Annotated in this window: 16 protein-coding genes; 8 read left to right on the top strand and 8 right to left on the bottom strand. The window is 36.1% G+C overall.

Annotation, left to right across the window (positions count from 1 at the left end; genetic code table 11):
* Positions 1-1,089 precede the first annotated feature (1,089 nt).
* From JO950_RS03240 to cysC, 4 genes are all read right to left on the bottom strand, one after another.
* Positions 1,090-1,758, bottom strand: a complete 669-nt coding sequence (locus JO950_RS03240) for an RNA methyltransferase (RefSeq protein ID WP_202701138.1) — start codon at positions 1,756-1,758, stop codon at positions 1,090-1,092.
* Positions 1,759-1,866: 108 nt separating this feature from the next.
* On the bottom strand, positions 1,867-2,835 hold the full coding sequence (locus tag JO950_RS03235) for a sulfotransferase family protein (RefSeq protein ID WP_202701136.1): 969 nt from the start codon (positions 2,833-2,835) through the stop codon (positions 1,867-1,869).
* A 13-nt stretch (positions 2,836-2,848) separates the two neighbouring features.
* Entirely contained in the window at positions 2,849-3,529 is a 681-nt protein-coding gene (locus tag JO950_RS03230) for an aspartyl/asparaginyl beta-hydroxylase domain-containing protein (protein WP_202701134.1), read from the bottom strand.
* Positions 3,530-3,651: 122 nt separating this feature from the next.
* Positions 3,652-4,185: an adenylyl-sulfate kinase gene (gene cysC / locus JO950_RS03225; protein ID WP_202701132.1), complete on the bottom strand. Its 534-nt coding sequence runs from the start codon at positions 4,183-4,185 to the stop codon at positions 3,652-3,654.
* A 175-nt stretch (positions 4,186-4,360) separates the two neighbouring features.
* Between cysC and JO950_RS03220 the strand changes: the two genes are divergently transcribed.
* The 3 genes from JO950_RS03220 (at position 4,361) to JO950_RS03210 (ending at position 9,004) form a co-directional block, all read left to right on the top strand.
* Positions 4,361-5,059 carry an NAD-dependent deacylase gene (locus JO950_RS03220; RefSeq protein WP_202701130.1) on the top strand — a complete coding sequence of 233 codons (699 nt, stop codon included), beginning with the start codon at positions 4,361-4,363 and terminating at the stop codon, positions 5,057-5,059.
* 132 nt (positions 5,060-5,191) lie between these two features.
* A complete protein-coding gene (gene purB / locus JO950_RS03215) occupies positions 5,192-6,538 on the top strand; it encodes an adenylosuccinate lyase (protein WP_017495141.1) in 1,347 nt (448 codons plus the stop codon).
* Between the two features lie 228 nt (positions 6,539-6,766).
* Positions 6,767-9,004, top strand: coding sequence for a cation:proton antiporter (locus JO950_RS03210; RefSeq protein ID WP_202701128.1), 2,238 nt, complete (start codon positions 6,767-6,769; stop codon positions 9,002-9,004).
* Between the two features lie 84 nt (positions 9,005-9,088).
* On the opposite strand, the gene JO950_RS03205 is transcribed toward JO950_RS03210, so the two are convergent.
* From JO950_RS03205 to JO950_RS03190, 4 genes are all read right to left on the bottom strand, one after another.
* On the bottom strand, positions 9,089-10,252 hold the full coding sequence (locus tag JO950_RS03205; protein ID WP_202701124.1) for a chitinase: 1,164 nt from the start codon (positions 10,250-10,252) through the stop codon (positions 9,089-9,091).
* Between the two features lie 9 nt (positions 10,253-10,261).
* Positions 10,262-11,209: a hypothetical protein gene (locus JO950_RS03200; RefSeq protein ID WP_202701122.1), complete on the bottom strand. Its 948-nt coding sequence runs from the start codon at positions 11,207-11,209 to the stop codon at positions 10,262-10,264.
* Between the two features lie 383 nt (positions 11,210-11,592).
* Positions 11,593-12,231 carry a peroxiredoxin gene (locus JO950_RS03195; RefSeq protein ID WP_017495137.1) on the bottom strand — a complete coding sequence of 213 codons (639 nt, stop codon included), beginning with the start codon at positions 12,229-12,231 and terminating at the stop codon, positions 11,593-11,595.
* A gap of 112 nt (positions 12,232-12,343) precedes the next feature.
* Positions 12,344-13,255: an AEC family transporter gene (locus JO950_RS03190; RefSeq protein WP_202701120.1), complete on the bottom strand. Its 912-nt coding sequence runs from the start codon at positions 13,253-13,255 to the stop codon at positions 12,344-12,346.
* Positions 13,256-13,361: 106 nt separating this feature from the next.
* On the opposite strand from JO950_RS03190, the gene JO950_RS03185 reads away from it, so the two are divergent.
* The 5 genes from JO950_RS03185 (at position 13,362) to meaB (ending at position 16,966) form a co-directional block, all read left to right on the top strand.
* Positions 13,362-13,928 (top strand): Crp/Fnr family transcriptional regulator, encoded by a 567-nt coding sequence (locus JO950_RS03185; RefSeq protein WP_202701118.1) that lies wholly within the window; start codon positions 13,362-13,364, stop codon positions 13,926-13,928.
* 53 nt (positions 13,929-13,981) lie between these two features.
* The gene (locus tag JO950_RS03180; RefSeq protein WP_202701116.1) at positions 13,982-14,461 is read left to right on the top strand and encodes a hypothetical protein; all 480 of its coding nucleotides are present in this window, start codon (positions 13,982-13,984) and stop codon (positions 14,459-14,461) included.
* A 128-nt stretch (positions 14,462-14,589) separates the two neighbouring features.
* Positions 14,590-14,997 carry an Rrf2 family transcriptional regulator gene (locus JO950_RS03175; RefSeq protein ID WP_202701114.1) on the top strand — a complete coding sequence of 136 codons (408 nt, stop codon included), beginning with the start codon at positions 14,590-14,592 and terminating at the stop codon, positions 14,995-14,997.
* 57 nt (positions 14,998-15,054) lie between these two features.
* A complete protein-coding gene (locus JO950_RS03170) occupies positions 15,055-15,696 on the top strand; it encodes an NAD(P)-dependent oxidoreductase (RefSeq protein ID WP_202701112.1) in 642 nt (213 codons plus the stop codon).
* A gap of 178 nt (positions 15,697-15,874) precedes the next feature.
* Positions 15,875-16,966: a methylmalonyl Co-A mutase-associated GTPase MeaB gene (gene meaB / locus JO950_RS03165; RefSeq protein WP_202701110.1), complete on the top strand. Its 1,092-nt coding sequence runs from the start codon at positions 15,875-15,877 to the stop codon at positions 16,964-16,966.
* Positions 16,967-16,976: the final 10 nt, after the last annotated feature.

Raw genomic sequence — 16,976 nt, 5'->3', positions numbered from 1 at the left:
TTTCATTTTTATAATATACTAAACAACATACTTTCAAAATAAATGAATGTTTTTTTGATCAAACGCGATGACACCATCACTTTCATCACGTACATTAATTTCTTTGGCTGTCGTTATTAATTAATATTCCGTGAATTTACTTGTTTTCCCAACAGTCAAGTCATATCCCCAATACGGAAAGGCATTCCGGGACTAAACAACTGATATACCCTTATTTTTAACATGGTTATACGGAATTACAAGATTTCAAATTCAAAAATAAGAATATTCTTATAAATAAAGCAATATCCTTAAAAGTTTAACACGAAAAAAAAAAGATAAAAGCAGATCGTTCTTCTTTAAAAAAAAAAATAAGCTTAATCAATTATTTTGAAAGCTCTTACAGATTATTAAATAAACAATTGTTAGTTTTATAAATTTAGTCTGAATAATTATGTTTGAAAACATTACAAACAGGCCAATTTTCAGACTTTAGACAAGTTTTATGGTATGAGATTTCTTTTTTAAAATTCTCACAATCCATGATTTGATTATAAAATTTTCAAACATTTTTCACCAGAAAAAGGCTTAGAATCGTTATGGCAAACAAAAAATCAATCCTTTCTTAAAATCTGTACATAATATAGAATAAAAATACAATAGAGTTAGAAACAGCAGAGCATCTGTTATTAGGAAACAGAGAGTTCCTTCCGGGGGGAGCCATCGAGTAGAAATAGTGCACCGTTTTCTATCCTAAATTAGGAACAAATGTTCAATGAAAATTACAGACAGTTTGAGGATTTGTTTGGTAAGACAATTTTAAATTATCAGACCGTATTTACCATTATTAAAAATCTTGCAAATCCAAAGCTAAGAATTAATAATGTTGTCATTAGCTAAAAGACAAAGCATTCCAGTTTAAAGATAACCTCTATTTTTATCCTATCGTTGTCCGGTACCATTTACAGAAGGAGTGGCATTAAAATGATTCTGTTTTGCAACACGAATTTCGACAACTCTTTTTTATTGAAAAAAAAATTAAATCATTTCATTATCATTATTCAATACAATCGGAGTATTTCGTTTACATTGCGAAGATCTCCAAAAATACTAATCTGATGTTTCTTTCTCAGAATAATATCGTGCTTCAATACGCCTAATATCTTTAATCGAATTTTTCGCCCAAATCAATCGTTTTTCTAGAATTTCTTCGTCTGACAATTGCCATTTGATATCTGAATTTCGCAATCGGTTGGTCAGGTTTTGAATGATAATGGCTGCCGAAACGGAAATGTTTAAACTTTCTGTAAAACCTACCATCGGAATTTTAAGAAAACCATCCGCTTTTTCCATAATTTCAGGAGATAATCCGTCTTTTTCTGTTCCGAAAAATAAGGCACTTGGTTTTGTGATATCGAAATCCTGAATTAAACAATCGTTTTCATGCGGAGTTGTCGCAATAATTTGATATCCTTGGTTTCGCAAAGAAGTCATACAGCCCTCTACGGTATCAAAACGATTGATGTCAACCCATTTTTGTGCACCCAGAGCGATTTCTTTATCGATTCTTTTTCCGAAACGCTGCTCAATAATATTCAGTTCCTGAATTCCGAAAACCTCACAACTGCGCATCACAGCACTAGTATTATGCATCTGAAAAACATCTTCTACAGCAACTGTAAAATGTTTGGTGCGATTGGCCAGAACATCCAAAAATCGTTCTTTGCGGTTGTCTGTTAATATATTTTCAAGAAAAGCGAGGTAATCTAAATCAATCATTTCCATCTTAATTTGCCACAAAAATACACTTTATTTATTAAAGAGATTTATTTTTTTGTAAGAAAAAACACCGCCTAATAAAACAAAAAGAAAAACTGAGATCTTTTTTCAATGTGACGCATCTTCTACAAAAATATTCTCCAGTTTTTCATGCAAATTGTTTACCAATGTCAAATCGATTTCTAAGGCTTCCTCTTTAAACGAATCGCCTTCAAAAGTGGCATTTTCATTTTTAGAGTGTCTGTTGAGTCTTTCATACATTTTTTCAAGTTCATTGGCACTGTAATCAATATTAATAAAGGATATATACTTTTCGATGACGCTTCTCATACCATCGTTATAATTGAGTTTTACGACATTTTGATCTGTTTCATAAAAATCCAGAAAACCCTGAAAATACTTCCCTAAGATCAAGGCTCCATATTGCTGGAAACTGATCTCGCTAATTTCTCTGGCGGTAATCCCAAAAACTTCCGGCGGTAATAAATTTGGAACCATGTGCATCCCCATCATTTTTTGATGCGATTTTAAGACTTCACCCGGATTCCTAAAAAGCAAAGCAAAAGGCAGCCCGGAAAATATTGACCTCAGATATCCGGCTTTAAAAATATGCCAGGCATCTAATTTTACAATTAAATTCTTTTGTTCCGGAAATCTTTTTTGACCTAAGAATTTCAAAGCCGATTGTAAAAGCACGCTTTTTTTATCTGTTCCAAAGTTATGACTTCTTAAAATTTCATCGATAAGAGGTGCTTCCGAAATCATAATATTCTCCTTCGAAGTTGCCAGCGATTGACTCAGCATTGTAGAACCACATCGGGAAACATGAAATACGAGTGATTTTAAATCTGCCGAAACCAATTCGTTTGACCAGTCTACTAAATTTTCTACCGTACTAACAATTTTAAATGATGTTGAATTATAGGCATGACTCTTACATTTCGAAATGGTTTCATCAAAAAAAGGATCGACATATCTTTTATCAGCCAGGTACAGCCATTCCAGATAAACTTCATTTTCTTTTTCGATTAATTTATAGGGAATCCAATTTAGTAAAGGATGATTTGTGTTTTCCATTCTTCGGTATTTATTAGGATTGCAAATCGGCAATAATCTGAGCTCCAGCTGCCGACGGGTTTCGGGAAAGTTCTGCAATAATCATTTGTTTTACCTCATCAGAATATTGCTCTTTTTCTCGGGAATAATGAATATCAAAGCCCATTTCAGCAAACAATTGATCGGACCAGTCATTTCGGACACAATCCAACGTAAGATGAATACGTGCCTCAGCACTTTTATTCTCTACACTATGGGGAAGCTGAAAATTTGCGTACCAGCACTCCCCTATTTTCATGGGAACCAGTTTTTTATCCACATAAAAAAGTACATCAGAATTGGTTATGATCGGAACGTGAATTCTAAAAAACCCATCTTCATAAGAGGTATCGTTATCCGTATGTTCTTTTATTTCGCTTTGCGGTCCTAACCTGAGCAAACGCACAGCTTCCTTCTCGCACTGAAACCAATCCATGATCTCCTTAAAATAAGGACATTTCTCCAGTAATGCTGTGTTTTTATACTCTTGATTAGCAAAAGAGGTAATATCGTTTACTAAACCGGACTGTGACCTTAAGGATACACTTGTCCAATTGCCGCTATAGTCGCCAGTATTAAAATGGGGCGTCCAGAGATCATTTTCGCATATTGCCAGTTCTTTTTGCAATTTATCTGCTAAAAAAGAAACAGGAAGTTTACTGGAAGAAGGGTTCATAAGCATTAAAAAATTAAATTAGACGGTATGCTTTGGGGTTTGTAAATATAAAAAAATTACAAACGCTTTATCATCAAAGAAATAAGTAAAATAAATAGAATTTGGGAACCTGATTTTAAAGATCAAGCCAAATCAGGTAAACTGTTTAAAATAAAATGATACAGTTTATGAGTCGAAACAGGAACGCTTTCTACATCAGTTTTCAGCACTAAATCTGGTTGTAACGGAGTTTCAAAAATATCGCTTATACCGGTAAAATTCTTTATTTTATCAGGATCATTATCCGATAATAATGCTTTTTTATACAATCCCTTAGGATCTCTTTCGATTAAATTATCAATCGAACAATCTAAATATACAGTTCTGACAAATTCATGATTGCGCAATTCGTTTCTCAGGTTTTCATATGGATTTATAACTGACATCAAAACGATCGTGTCCGATACAACAAAATTTCGTCCAACATTAAAAAGACGTCTGACATTTTCGCAGCGGTCTTCTTTAGAAAATCCCAGGTCTTTACAGATGGTTTTCCGATATACATCGCCATCAATTATCTCGACTTTATACTTTTTTTCTATTAAAAGCTGTCGCACATTTTCAGCTAATGTTGTTTTACCCGAACCCGATAATCCTGTAAATTGTATTAAAATCATTTAAAATTTCTTTTCTTTTATTGCTCACTAAAACTAGATAATTTGTAAGACCGAAACAATAAGTATAAATACGCTTTTATCGGTTATCTAAACTATTAAAAAAAATGTAATGGTAATACTGCTATTCTGAAACTAAATGGAGAAATCACTATTTTTATCCTTTAATTACACTACAATGAAAAAGAAATTAGTGGTTTTAACCGGAGCCGGAATTAGTGCTGAAAGCGGGATCAAAACTTTTCGCGACAGTGATGGTTTATGGGAAGGTCATGATGTGATGGAAGTTGCCACTCCTGAAGGCTGGAGAAAAAATCAGGAATTGGTTCTGGACTTTTACAACAAAAGACGCCAGCAGCTTAAGGAAGTAGAACCCAATTCAGGACATAACATTCTAGCCGAACTAGAGCATGATTTTGATGTGCACATCATCACCCAAAATGTAGACAATCTGCACGAGCGTGCCGGAAGCACCAAAGTCCTGCATTTACATGGAGAATTACTAAAGGTACGAAGCACTCAAAATCGCAACTTAATTTTAGACTGGACAGAAGACCTCTATACTGGTGATCTGGACCCAAACGGACATCAGCTTCGCCCTCATATTGTATGGTTTGGCGAAGACGTTCCTGCTCTTGAAGAAGCCATCGACATTACCGAAACAGCTGATTATTTTGCCGTTATTGGAACATCGCTACAAGTATATCCGGCGGCAGGATTAATTTCATATACGCCCTCTGTCACACCTGTTTTCTATATTGATCCAAATCCAATCAGCATCCCAAACCTTCGTAATAAAGTAGACGTAATTGCCGAAGTCGCCTCAAAAGGTGTAGCCACTTTAAGAGATCGTTTAAAATCTGGTTTTAGTTTTTAAGTCCTTAGTGATTAGTCCTTAGCCTCGAGAATAAAACAAACATCTAAGGACTAATCACTAATCACTAAGAACTATCCTTTTTTATCCACAAATTCTGTTTATATTTGTGCCTTTCGAACAAACAACATAACAATGACTACTTTAAACGAATTGAATGCTATATCTCCAATTGACGGAAGATATAGAAATAAAACCCTTTCATTAGCACCCTTTTTCTCTGAGGAAGCTTTAATCAAATACCGGGTACTGGTTGAAATTGAATATTTCATCGCTTTGTGCGAAGTACCTTTGCCACAGCTTTCGGACGTAAATCCTGATCTGTTTGAAAGTTTAAGAAACATCTATAAAAATTTCTCTACTGAAGATGCTCTTTGGATTAAAGAAACTGAAAAAGTAACCAATCACGATGTAAAAGCCGTAGAATACTTTATCAAAGATGCTTTCGAAAAACTGGGTTTATCTCAATACAAAGAATTCATTCACTTCGGATTAACTTCTCAGGATATCAACAACACTGCGATTCCACTTTCAACAAAAGAAGCGTTTGAGCAGGTTTATATGCCTTCGTTAATTGCTTTAATTTCTAAATTAAAAGAACTAAGCGTAGAATGGGCAGCTATTCCAATGTTGGCACGCACACACGGACAGCCTGCTTCTCCTACTCGTTTAGGAAAAGAAATTTTAGTTTTTGTAGAGCGTTTAGAAGAACAAATGCGTTTGTTATTTAATATTCCGTTTGCTGCTAAATTTGGTGGTGCAACCGGAAATTACAATGCACATCACGTAGCTTACCCACAGATCGACTGGAAACAGTTTGGTAATAAATTTGTAGAAACGGATCTTGGCTTACACCATTCCTTCCCTACCACTCAAATCGAACATTATGACCATTTTGCTGCATTCTTCGATGCTTTAAAAAGAATCAATACGATCATCATCGATTTAGATCGTGATATCTGGACGTATGTTTCGATGGATTATTTCAAACAAAAAATCAAAGCGGGAGAAATTGGCTCCTCTGCTATGCCGCATAAAGTAAACCCTATTGATTTCGAAAATTCAGAAGGAAACTTAGGAATTGCGAATGCTATTTTTGAGCATTTAGCCGCAAAATTACCGGTTTCGAGATTGCAGCGTGATTTAACAGACAGCACCGTTTTACGTAATATCGGAGTTCCAATGGGACATACCATTATTGCTTTTGAGGCTTCTTTAAAAGGTTTAAACAAATTATTGCTGAATGAAGCTAAATTTGCTGAAGATTTAGAGAAAAACTGGGCTGTTGTAGCCGAAGCAATTCAAACAATCCTTCGTCGTGAGGCTTATCCAAATCCGTATGAAGCCTTGAAAGGTTTAACCAGAACAAATGAAGCAATTGACAAAAATGCCATTCATAATTTTATTGCTACTTTAGAAGTTTCTGATGCTGTCAGAGCCGAATTATTAGCCATTACCCCTAGTAATTATGTGGGAATTTAAAGAAAACCTAAAATATTTTCTCAAAAAAAGCTATCTTTATCGATAGCTTTTTTTATTTACAAATTGTATTAAAAAATTAGTCCTGTTGATTCACTCCACTTTTGTTTTTCAAAGGAGTTCAGTGAATTTATTTGCCATGAAAAACTGTTATTTCCAAACGCCGTATCTTTTTTAGCAAAACACTGAAACAAAAAGCCGGATGATTTTCTTAACAAAAAACACTACTCTATGATCGCATTAAACGCCGCCACCGCATCTACCCACCACTTACAACCTCTAATTAGCGACTTAGGTCTCATCCTGCTGACTGCAGGAATTGCTGTTCTGTTATTTAGATTAATCAAACAACCTCTGGTTTTAGGTTATCTAATAGCGGGTTTTTTGGCCGGAAATCATTTTGATTTCTTTCCTACCATTACTGAAATGAAAAGTGTTGAAGTTTGGGCAGAAATTGGTGTAATCGTTTTACTATTTAGTTTAGGTCTTGAATTTAGTTTTAAAAAGCTAATGAAAGTTGGAGGAACCGCTTCCATAACAGCTATTACCCAAATTGTAACGATGGTCGTCATGGGTTATATGGTCGGGCGCTGGATGGGCTGGGAACAAATGGACAGTATCTTCTTAGGTGTTATCCTTTCTATTTCTTCGACAACTATTATCCTGAAAACCTTTGATGAACTAGGCGTAAAAGCTCAAAAATTTGCCGGAATTGTAATTGGGTCTTTAATTGTGCAGGATCTTGTTGCTATTTTGATGATGGTGCTACTTTCAACCATTGCTGTAAGTCAGCAATTTTCAGGAAGTGAACTGATGATGTCTGTGCTAAAACTGATTTTCTTCCTGACCGTATGGTTTCTGGGCGGAATCTTTTTTATCCCAACCTTACTTAAAAAAGCCAAACATTTACTAACAGACGAAATGTTGCTGATTATTTCGCTTGCCCTTTGTTTAACTATGGTAAGTTTTGCCGCAAATGTTGGTTTCTCACCTGCTTTGGGTGCTTTTATCATGGGATCTATCATTGCCGAAACGACTCAGGCAGAGCACATCGAACATCTTATTAAACCTATAAAAGATCTATTTGGAGCTATTTTCTTTGTATCAGTTGGAATGCTTATCGACCCTAAAATGCTATACACACATGCACTGCCTGTCGCTATTTTAACTTTGGTAACCATCATAGGTCAGTCTGTCAGTTCGACTATTGGTGCATTACTGGCCGGACAACCTTTAAAACAATCTGTACAAACAGGGATGAGTTTATCTCAAATCGGGGAGTTTTCGTTTATCATTGCTACATTGGGAATGACACTAAATGTAACCAGCTCCTTTTTATATCCGGTAGTTGTTGCCGTTTCGGCCATCACTACTTTTACAACGCCGTTTATGGTCAAATATGCCGTGCCATTTTCTGATTTTCTGGAACGAAAACTTCCCAAAAGATGGGTTAAAAACATTAATCGTTACAGTGTCAATGCACAGGCGATAAAATCAGTCAGTGTTTGGCAAAAAGTGCTTAATGCTTATATCATTCAAATCGTTCTGCATACTATTATTATTACAGCAATTATTTTATTATCGGTAAAATTTGTTGCGCCTTTAGTTGCTGAAACAAGATTCGGAAATACATTGGCAGCTCTTATCACCCTGGTAATTATTGCGCCATTCTTATGGGCACTCTCCCTTCGAAGAGTGGCAGTAGAAGAAGTGGATTCTTTATGGGAAGAACGTAAATACCGTGGTGCAATATTGATGCTGATTCTGATTAGAATGAGTCTCGGATTGTTCTTAATCGGATTTTTACTAAACATCTTCTTCTCTCCTTTAGTTGCCTTTATTGCTTTGGTTGTTGCTATTGTGGTCTATCAAATATTCCCTAAAAAATTAAACGAACAATACCATAAAATTGAAAGCCATTTTCTTAAAAATTTAAATGATCGCGAAAACAAAAAAATCGACAGACGTTATGCTAATTTAATGCCATGGGACGGTCACATGTCTTTTTTTGATATTGGGACAGAATCCAATTTAGTGGGTAAAACTCTAGAAGAACTGCGTATTCGTGAATCGATGGGAATCAATATTGCTTACATCAAACGAGGAGATATTACAATTCCAATTCCAACTAAAAACGAACGTCTGTTTCCCGGTGATGAAATTTGTGTTATCGGTACCGATGCTCAGGTTACTGAATTCAATAAATACCTCAATCAAAATGAAATTGAGGCTCCGGCAAAAGTAGAAGAAACAGATATTGTTTTACGTCAATTTGAAGTTTCTCCCGAAGATTTTGTACAAAAAAGCATTGGTCAATTCCGTACAAAAACCAATGGTATGGTGGTTGGAATTGAGCGAAATGGAAATAGGATTCTGAATCCGGAATCAAGCTTAATTTTAGAAAAAAATGATATTCTTTGGGTTGTAGGAGATAAAAAGAAAATGGCCGAATTGGTCAAAAGTCACTAAGGCGCTGAGATACTAAGGTCCTAAGATGCTAAGAAAAAAAAGCTCCATACATTTTTTTGTATGGAGCTTTTTTATAGTAATACCTTATTTAAACGGTTGCATTTTATCGCATTGGCATTCACAATTAGGGTCACTGGTGTTGAGAACAGTTAAATATCTTTGATAAAAACCTCTTCTTGATTGTGTTTTATCACTATCTGCTTTATTGCATTCTAAAGCACCATTGATAATATTAATTGTCGCTCCAAACCCGGGTTTACGTCCCTCATTAATATCCTGTTGGGTAGGCAGCCACTGACCAACCATTACCGCATGACACGAAGGTTTAGGAGCCTGTGGTGTCATCCAAAACCATATAGCAGTCTGGAACGCCAAAGCCGCATCTTTGGCTACATTTTCAGGATTCTTAAGCAGTACGTTTTTATCTCCATATAAAAATTCACTTATCTGCCCATAATTATAATTCCAACTCAACTGTATGGGGCCTCGACCGTGGTAGGATTTCTTTACTACCGGAGGATAAGCCACGTTATTCTCATCTCTGTAACCTGTGGTACTATTTTCATCATAGCCTACCTCTTCACGAAAGTGTAAACCCCATGAATAGGCTCCTCCCGGTGCCGTTGACCAGCCACCCGTAGTTTCATGAGATATATTAGCAAGAAAAGCGGCTAGTTCTCTTTTTCGTACTTCCAAAGAACCAATGCTTATAAAATCTGCATAATCAACTTCTTGTCTCACTACAGTATTATTGTTCCAGGAAGCACTGAAATCGGCATCTTCTTTAATCACTTTTGTTTCATTAGTCGATTTTTTAGTACGGGTTATTTTCTGAAACCACCCTTTTCTTTCGATAACAACCTTTAGGTCTGCCATAAGATCAACTGCTTTCATCAACGCATCGTAGGTATAAAAATCTTTTGAAGGATTCACTATCCAGTTATTGCTCTGCTCTGCTCCATAACGATAAGGGAACAACTCCTGAAATTGCTGTTTACTTATAAGGTCTTTAAGCCCTGCATTATTCCCTGGAGTACTTGGAGTATCCGGCTTTTGAGGTTCTTCACCAGGTTTAGGATTTTCTATCGTAGGATCCTTCTTTTCTTGCAGATTATCATGACTACAAGAAAATAGTACCGAAAAGAAACAAAATAAAACAGGTAAGAAAACAAGTGGCGTAAACCTCCTTAATAAGGTTTGTTTTTTAGTAACATCGCCTTTACAATTCGTATGGTGTTTTTTAGTCATAATGCAATTTTATTTTTTGGATTTATCCAAATTTCCGATGGTTAACGTTAGTAATCCTCTGCTTTTATTATACAAATTCTGGTAGCCTGTAGTGATTCCTTGTGCAGGTGTACGGGTGACATTCGCAATTTGATCTTTGTATGATTTTATTTCGGCATCTGTCAGAGTGGTAGGATTCATGACTACCAAAAGTGATTTAAAACTTTTCTGCGAATTAGTACTGTTTGGTATTCTTGTTTTATTGGTAAAACGGGGATCATTATAAATAGCCAGACTCTCGGCATCTTTAATCTCTGAAGCAGAAATCGCTCCTGCAAGATACAATTCAATATCGGCAATGTTATTGGATATTCCGCTAAGTATTCCTTTTACTTTATCCCAATGGTATACATAATTTTGGGGAACAGCATAATTGGCCCATCTGTGAAACATCTCATGTAAAATAGGTCCGCCCTGGATATTGTTTAGGTAAAGAAAATAAACTCCTTGTAGTTTACCCGCAGAACCATAATCTTTTGTGTTGTCTGACATACTAAGTCCGATACCCTGTGCATCATTTTTTACCCTTTGATAAATACCATAAGGCATTCCGGCAGGAGGAGTACTTGTTGCATTATTTAATACGATCACAATGAAATCAAAATCATCTTTCAAAACCTGATAAATTTCAGTTTTACAAAGCGTTTTTAGTTTTTCTACGGCTGCTGTTTCATTAACAGTATGGCTGTTCCAGTAATTAAAATCGTTTTGTGATACTTTTAAAATTCCAAACGTATTGGAGGATTCTATACTCAGGTTTGCGGTAACAGCTAATGGAGGTGTCTTTGTCTCGGGATTTGTAGTATCAGGAGTCTTTGATTCAGAATCAACAGAACTATCTCCCTTCTCACAGCTATTGAAAAGAAATAGCATACTTACGAGCGAACCGATCGTTCTGAAGTTTGTTTTAGAAATCATATTATTTTGAGGTTTAGTTACATTTTTTTGAATACCATAAAGGAGTTGCTTTTATTATCGACTCTTGCAAACTGAAATAAGATCCAAATCTTTTGGCGCAATTCAGATTTCAATCGTGAGCCATACAAAGAAATCCTTGTTTAAGCATTCATACAGCGAACTTACAATACAAATCTTTTATTGAGAAAAACAATTCAATAGCTGGCAACTTTTGTTTCATAAGCGGGCGATTAATCACTTTTTGTGTCTACTCTAAACCGCATAATCCCAAAATTATTATTCGACCCCTGAATCCGGAAAAAATAAAGATTCCGAACCTCTAAGAAAAAACTCTTAAAAACTCGGAATCTTTATTAAATCCAATGACTAAAAAACTCAGCCCCTTACTTATTAGGCTGCGGTGTAATACGCAAATAAGGTTTTATTGGTGTATATCCTTTTGGAAATTTCGCAGGAATATCACTATCCGGAACAGCCGGTGTAATCACCACATCTTCTCCGTCTTTCCAGTTGGCGGGAGTGGCTACACTATAGTTGGCTGTTAATTGTAAACTGTCAATAACACGTAGTAACTCGTCAAAATTTCTTCCAGTTGAAGCCGGATAGGTTAAAGTAAGTTTGATTTTTTTATCGGCACCTACTACAAACACAGAGCGCACCGTAAATTTATCACTTGCATTTGGATGCAGCATATCGTATAAAGTCGCAATTCTTTTATCCTCGTCCGCAATGATTGGAAAATTAACGGTTGTATTCTGAGTTTCGTTAATGTCCTTGATCCACTCTAAATGGGAGTCTAAACCATCTACGCTTAACGCGATAACTTTTGTATTTCTTTTGGTGAACTCCGGAAGGTAATTGGCAACTGTTCCCAATTCGGTAGTACAAACTGGAGTAAAATCTGAAGGATGCGAAAATAAAACACCCCAGGAATCACCTAACCATTCATGAAATTTAACGGGTCCTTCGGTGGTTTCTGCATGAAAATCCGGAGCGATATCTCCTAATCTTAATGTTGACATAATAGTATATTTTTTAGTTTCTCTAAAATTAGTCAAAAAAAGCACAAAGAAAACACCGATTTTCTAAAAAAAAGTTAAAGTTCTATATTCTCTATCTAATTAGTATTTAAAACTAAATTAAACTCAGAATCCAATACCAAATGCTAAGGGTAACAAATGAAATCGGGATTCCGAAACCAATCATCATACTGCTCAATCTCGGTTTCAATCCATAAGTCGAAGCTAAGATCGCACCTGTAATCATGGGAGCCATGGCCATTTCCATAATGGTTATTTTTATGGCTTCAGAATGCTGCTTTAAAATAAAAACGTATAAAACCAAAATGACCAACGGAACTACTACAAGCCGAAAGAAAAGTCCGAGGCGCAAAAATTGCCAATGCTGGCTTTTTCGGTCAAAAGTAAGCTGTAATCCAACCGAAAGTAAGGCCAAAGGAGTTACAAGGCTCCCTATTTTGACTAAAACAGACTGAATATTGGTATCTAAATCGTATTGAAGAACATTCAACAAACAGGCCACTAAAAATGTAATAAACGGAGGGAATAAGATGATCTTTTTTAAAATGCTAAGGGAATCCGCGCTTCCTTTAGAATAAAAAGCTGCTACAAAAACTCCAAGTGTAGAAACCACTACAAACGTTCCCGGCTGGTCTACAAGAATTGCAGTTTCTAAGCCTTTTTTACCAAACAGAGCTTCAATTATAGGGTAGCCTAAAAAAGAAGAATTGCATAGTCCCGCAGTTAAAATCAAACAGCCAATCAATTTGTTTGACCAGCCTAATCTTCTTCCGAGAAAATGAAAAAATACAAGGGCCAGTAGAAAACCAATCCAGCCCGACAGTATAGGGAACAATAATTCATTGCTCCATTTTATTTTCGGAATATGATACAATGTAATTGCAGGCAGACAGACATAAAGAACGACCTTATTTAAAACCTTATAAAGGTGAGTTGGAAATTGCTTTATGCGTTGTAAAAGTAAACCCAGTGCAAGAAATAGAAATATTTGAATAAAGTTGCTCATATCATTTAGTAGTCACAAAAATAGACATTTATTATGGGATGCATCACACAAATCAGACCGCTTCAATTCTTTTTTTGCTACTTTTAAGATCTAATTTCAAAAACAAATGCAATCGATAAGAGACAATTTTGAACGAATGGCAAGACTTTCAGATGCCGAATGGAATACTTTTTCATCTAAGCTCATCCGGGAAGAATTTCCAAAGAAAACCCCAATACTGAAAGCGGGTACCATCGAAAATTATCTTTCTTTTGTCGAAAAGGGATTGGTAAGATATTACATTCCCGGTGAGGATCACGACCGTACTTTTACTTTTGTATTCGATGGCGAATTTACGAGTGGTTATGATTCGTTTATCACAAGATTACCTGTCACATACACGATTGAAACCCTCGCAGAAACCGTTCTTTGGCGTATATCTTACGAAGATCTTCAGGATATTTATGCCGAAACTAAGATTGGTAATGTAATTGGACGCTTTGCCAGTGAAGGATTGTTTCTTAAAAAAACAAAAAGAGAACTTTCGCTGCTGAACGAATCCGCCGAGCAGCGTTATCTGAATCTGTTTACAGAACAGCCACAGCTCATACAAAGGATTCCTCAAAAATATCTTGCCTCTTATATTGGCATCACTCCACAAGCTTTGAGCAGAATCAGAAAACGCATTTATTAACCCAGGTTCATTGTTTTCAATTGCTTTACTGCGCAACTTTGTTAAAAAAAGATATGGAAACTTTAATTGTGTTACTAGGTGTTTTTATCCTTACGTTGCTTTTGATAAAGCTAATCTCAAAAAAAATTGAAATTTTTCAGTCAGCCCGAATTGCCATGGCTGTCATGCTGGTTTTTACAGCTGTAAGTCATTTTGTATTTACCAGGGGAATGGCGATGATGGTCTCTTTTTTGCCCTGGCCAACAACAATTGTTTATGCAACGGGAATTATAGAACTCCTGGCAGCAGTGGGCTTATTGATTCCAAAAACGAGAGTGCTTACCGCAAAACTGCTGATTGTATTTTTTATCGTTTTACTTCCTGCCAATATCTATGCAGCCGCACACAGTATCAATTTACAAACAGCCAATTATAGCGGAAAAGGCATTTCTTACTTATGGTTCAGAGTACCGCTGCAACTTTTGTTTATTAGCTGGGTATACCTCTCTTCCATCAAAAAGCAATCTAGTAATAAAGCAGTTACAACTTACTAAAACTCGCATTTTGTGTCACTTTAACCTGAACTTCTTTGCAGCATAGTTTCAAAATAAAATTAATTTTTAGTTAAAACTTTTTTTTGTTTCAAAAAACACCATACATTTGTAACATATTTTATTACAGTATGATTTCAGGTAAGTTTGCCATAACGATTCACATTTTAACTTTGCTCACTAAATTCCCGAACGATTTTTTGTCGTCGGAATTTATTGCAGGAAGTATTAATCTGAATCCGGTTTTGGTGCGAAAAGAAATTGCCAATTTAAAAGCACATCATGTTGTTGAAAGTAAAGAAGGTAAAAACGGCGGTACAAGACTTGCGGTTGATCCTTCGAAAATTACATTGAAAGAAATATTTGAAATGACTTTTGAAACGATCAATCTGGGTTATGCCAAAAATCAGCCTAATCCGGATTGTCCGGTTGGAAAAAAGATCAATCAAAATTTGAGCTCTTTGTATGCTGAAATGAATCAAAAAGTTAGTTTACAATTAGAGGGAGTTTCCTTGGAAGATTTTTCTAATCAATTCTAAAACTATTTTTTTACACAAAACTGTAACATTTTTTATTACTAATTAAATTTATATATTATGAAAATCGCAATTATTGGAGCAACCGGATTTGTAGGTACCGCAATCTTAAACGAACTGGCTAACAGAAATCATGACCTTACGGCTATTGCCAGAAACCCAAAAGACAACTCAAATGCAACGTGGAAAAGTGCAGACATTTTTAATGTAGAAGCTTTGTCTGAAATTTTGAAAGGAAATGATATCGTGATCAATGCTTACAATCCGGGATGGACCAATCCAAATATCTATGATGATTTTATTGCCGGGTCAAAAGCCATTCAGGAAGCGGTAAAAAAATCGGGGGTACAACGTTTTATTACTATCGGAGGAGCGGGAAGTTTGTTTGTTGCTCCGGGCCTACAGGCAGTTGACACACCTGATTTTCCAAAAGAATACCATGCAGGAGCAACGGCAGCTAGAGACTATTTGAATATTTTAAAAGAAGAAAAAGAACTGGATTGGGCTTTCTTTAGTCCTGCTTTCGAAATGCATCAGGGAATCACCACCGGACGAACTGGAAAATACCGTCTAGGATTAGAAAATCCGGTTTTTAATGACGATCAGAGAAGTATTCTATCCGTAGAAGATCTCGCAGTAGTTATTGCTGACGAAGCTGAAACTCCAAGACACCATCAGGTTCGTTTTACAGCAGCTTACTAAATCCTAAGGCGCAAAGGCACATAGGGGCAAAGGGGCAAAGGTTTTATCACTTTGTATCTTTGTACCTATGCCCCTTTGTACCTATGTAGCTTTGAACCTTTGAACCTTTGCAGCTAAAAAAAATCCTTTTTGAAACTGTTTTTGTTTTCTGTACTTTTACACTACCAAAAAGTATACTTTGTCAGCTTCAAAAAAACGATCAAGCAGTTTACACGAAAAAGCCGGAATTTCTCCCCCAGAAATCACCAATGTTTCTGCTATTCAGCAAATTAAAAAAAACAGAAGACAACAACCTTCTTCAAAGGAGTTAATTGATGGTATACTAACCGGAAATATCACGGCTCTGAGTCGTGCTATCACGCTGGTTGAAAGTACGAATCCGGAGCATACCGCAAAAGCAAACGAGGTTATAAAAGGTTGTTTACCGCATGCCAATCAATCGATCCGAATTGGAATCACTGGAGTTCCCGGTGTTGGAAAAAGTACTTTTATTGAAACTTTTGGAAGTTACCTGACTCAATTGGGAAAAAAAGTAGCCGTTCTGGCAGTTGATCCCAGCAGCTCTATTTCACACGGCAGTATTTTAGGGGATAAAACCCGAATGGAAGAACTTGTAAAAGACGAAAATGCTTTTATCAGACCAAGTGCTTCGGGAGATACTTTGGGTGGTGTAGCTCGTAAAACAAGGGAATCGATTATTTTATGTGAAGCCGCAGGTTTTGACACGATTGTTATAGAAACAGTTGGTGTAGGACAAAGTGAAACTGCTGTTCACAGCATGGTGGACTTTTTCTTACTACTAAAAATTTCAGGTGCAGGAGACGAACTTCAGGGCATCAAACGCGGCATTATGGAAATGGCAGATGCTATCGTAATCAACAAAGCTGATGGCGATAACATCAAAAAAGCCAATCAGGCCAAACTGGAATTCAATAGGGCTTTGCATTTGTTTCCACCAAAAAAATCGAACTGGCAGCCAAAAGTCACTACCTGCAGCGCCATTACCAAAGAGGGCATTTCTGAAATCTGGAACACCATTTCTGATTATACGGAAACAACTGGCTCAACCGGCTTCTTTCAGGAAAGACGAAAAGAGCAAAACCAATTCTGGATGATGGAAACCATTGACGAACATTTGAAATCAAACTTTTACAATCATCCTGAGATTATTGGGCAATTGCTACAAATCAAAAAAGCGGTGCAAAATGATGAAATATCACCTTTTGCAGCCGCTCAGTTCTTATTAAATGAATACAAAAACAGCCTTTAATTTCTTAAAA

The sequence above is a fragment of the Flavobacterium sp. UGB4466 genome (assembly GCF_903469665.1).
Classification (GTDB): Bacteria; Bacteroidota; Bacteroidia; order Flavobacteriales; family Flavobacteriaceae; genus Flavobacterium; species Flavobacterium lipolyticum.
Note: the sequence above shows the minus strand (reverse complement) of the source record. Positions and strands in the feature narration are given on the sequence as shown.

What these genes read in the sequence shown, in the direction of transcription:
- JO950_RS03210 (WP_202701128.1), top strand. Translation starts at nt 6,767, where the DNA reads ATGATCGCATTAAACGCCGCCACCGCATCTACCCACCACTTACAACCT.
- purB (WP_017495141.1), top strand. Translation starts at nt 5,192, where the DNA reads ATGACTACTTTAAACGAATTGAATGCTATATCTCCAATTGACGGAAGA.
- JO950_RS03180 (WP_202701116.1), top strand. Translation starts at nt 13,982, where the DNA reads ATGGAAACTTTAATTGTGTTACTAGGTGTTTTTATCCTTACGTTGCTT.
- JO950_RS03200 (WP_202701122.1), bottom strand. Translation starts at nt 11,209, where the DNA reads ATGATTTCTAAAACAAACTTCAGAACGATCGGTTCGCTCGTAAGTATG.
- JO950_RS03170 (WP_202701112.1), top strand. Translation starts at nt 15,055, where the DNA reads ATGAAAATCGCAATTATTGGAGCAACCGGATTTGTAGGTACCGCAATC.
- JO950_RS03220 (WP_202701130.1), top strand. Translation starts at nt 4,361, where the DNA reads ATGAAAAAGAAATTAGTGGTTTTAACCGGAGCCGGAATTAGTGCTGAA.
- JO950_RS03190 (WP_202701120.1), bottom strand. Translation starts at nt 13,255, where the DNA reads ATGAGCAACTTTATTCAAATATTTCTATTTCTTGCACTGGGTTTACTT.
- JO950_RS03240 (WP_202701138.1), bottom strand. Translation starts at nt 1,758, where the DNA reads ATGATTGATTTAGATTACCTCGCTTTTCTTGAAAATATATTAACAGAC.
- cysC (WP_202701132.1), bottom strand. Translation starts at nt 4,185, where the DNA reads ATGATTTTAATACAATTTACAGGATTATCGGGTTCGGGTAAAACAACA.
- JO950_RS03195 (WP_017495137.1), bottom strand. Translation starts at nt 12,231, where the DNA reads ATGTCAACATTAAGATTAGGAGATATCGCTCCGGATTTTCATGCAGAA.
- JO950_RS03235 (WP_202701136.1), bottom strand. Translation starts at nt 2,835, where the DNA reads ATGGAAAACACAAATCATCCTTTACTAAATTGGATTCCCTATAAATTA.
- JO950_RS03185 (WP_202701118.1), top strand. Translation starts at nt 13,362, where the DNA reads ATGCAATCGATAAGAGACAATTTTGAACGAATGGCAAGACTTTCAGAT.
- JO950_RS03175 (WP_202701114.1), top strand. Translation starts at nt 14,590, where the DNA reads ATGATTTCAGGTAAGTTTGCCATAACGATTCACATTTTAACTTTGCTC.
- JO950_RS03230 (WP_202701134.1), bottom strand. Translation starts at nt 3,529, where the DNA reads ATGAACCCTTCTTCCAGTAAACTTCCTGTTTCTTTTTTAGCAGATAAA.
- JO950_RS03205 (WP_202701124.1), bottom strand. Translation starts at nt 10,252, where the DNA reads ATGACTAAAAAACACCATACGAATTGTAAAGGCGATGTTACTAAAAAA.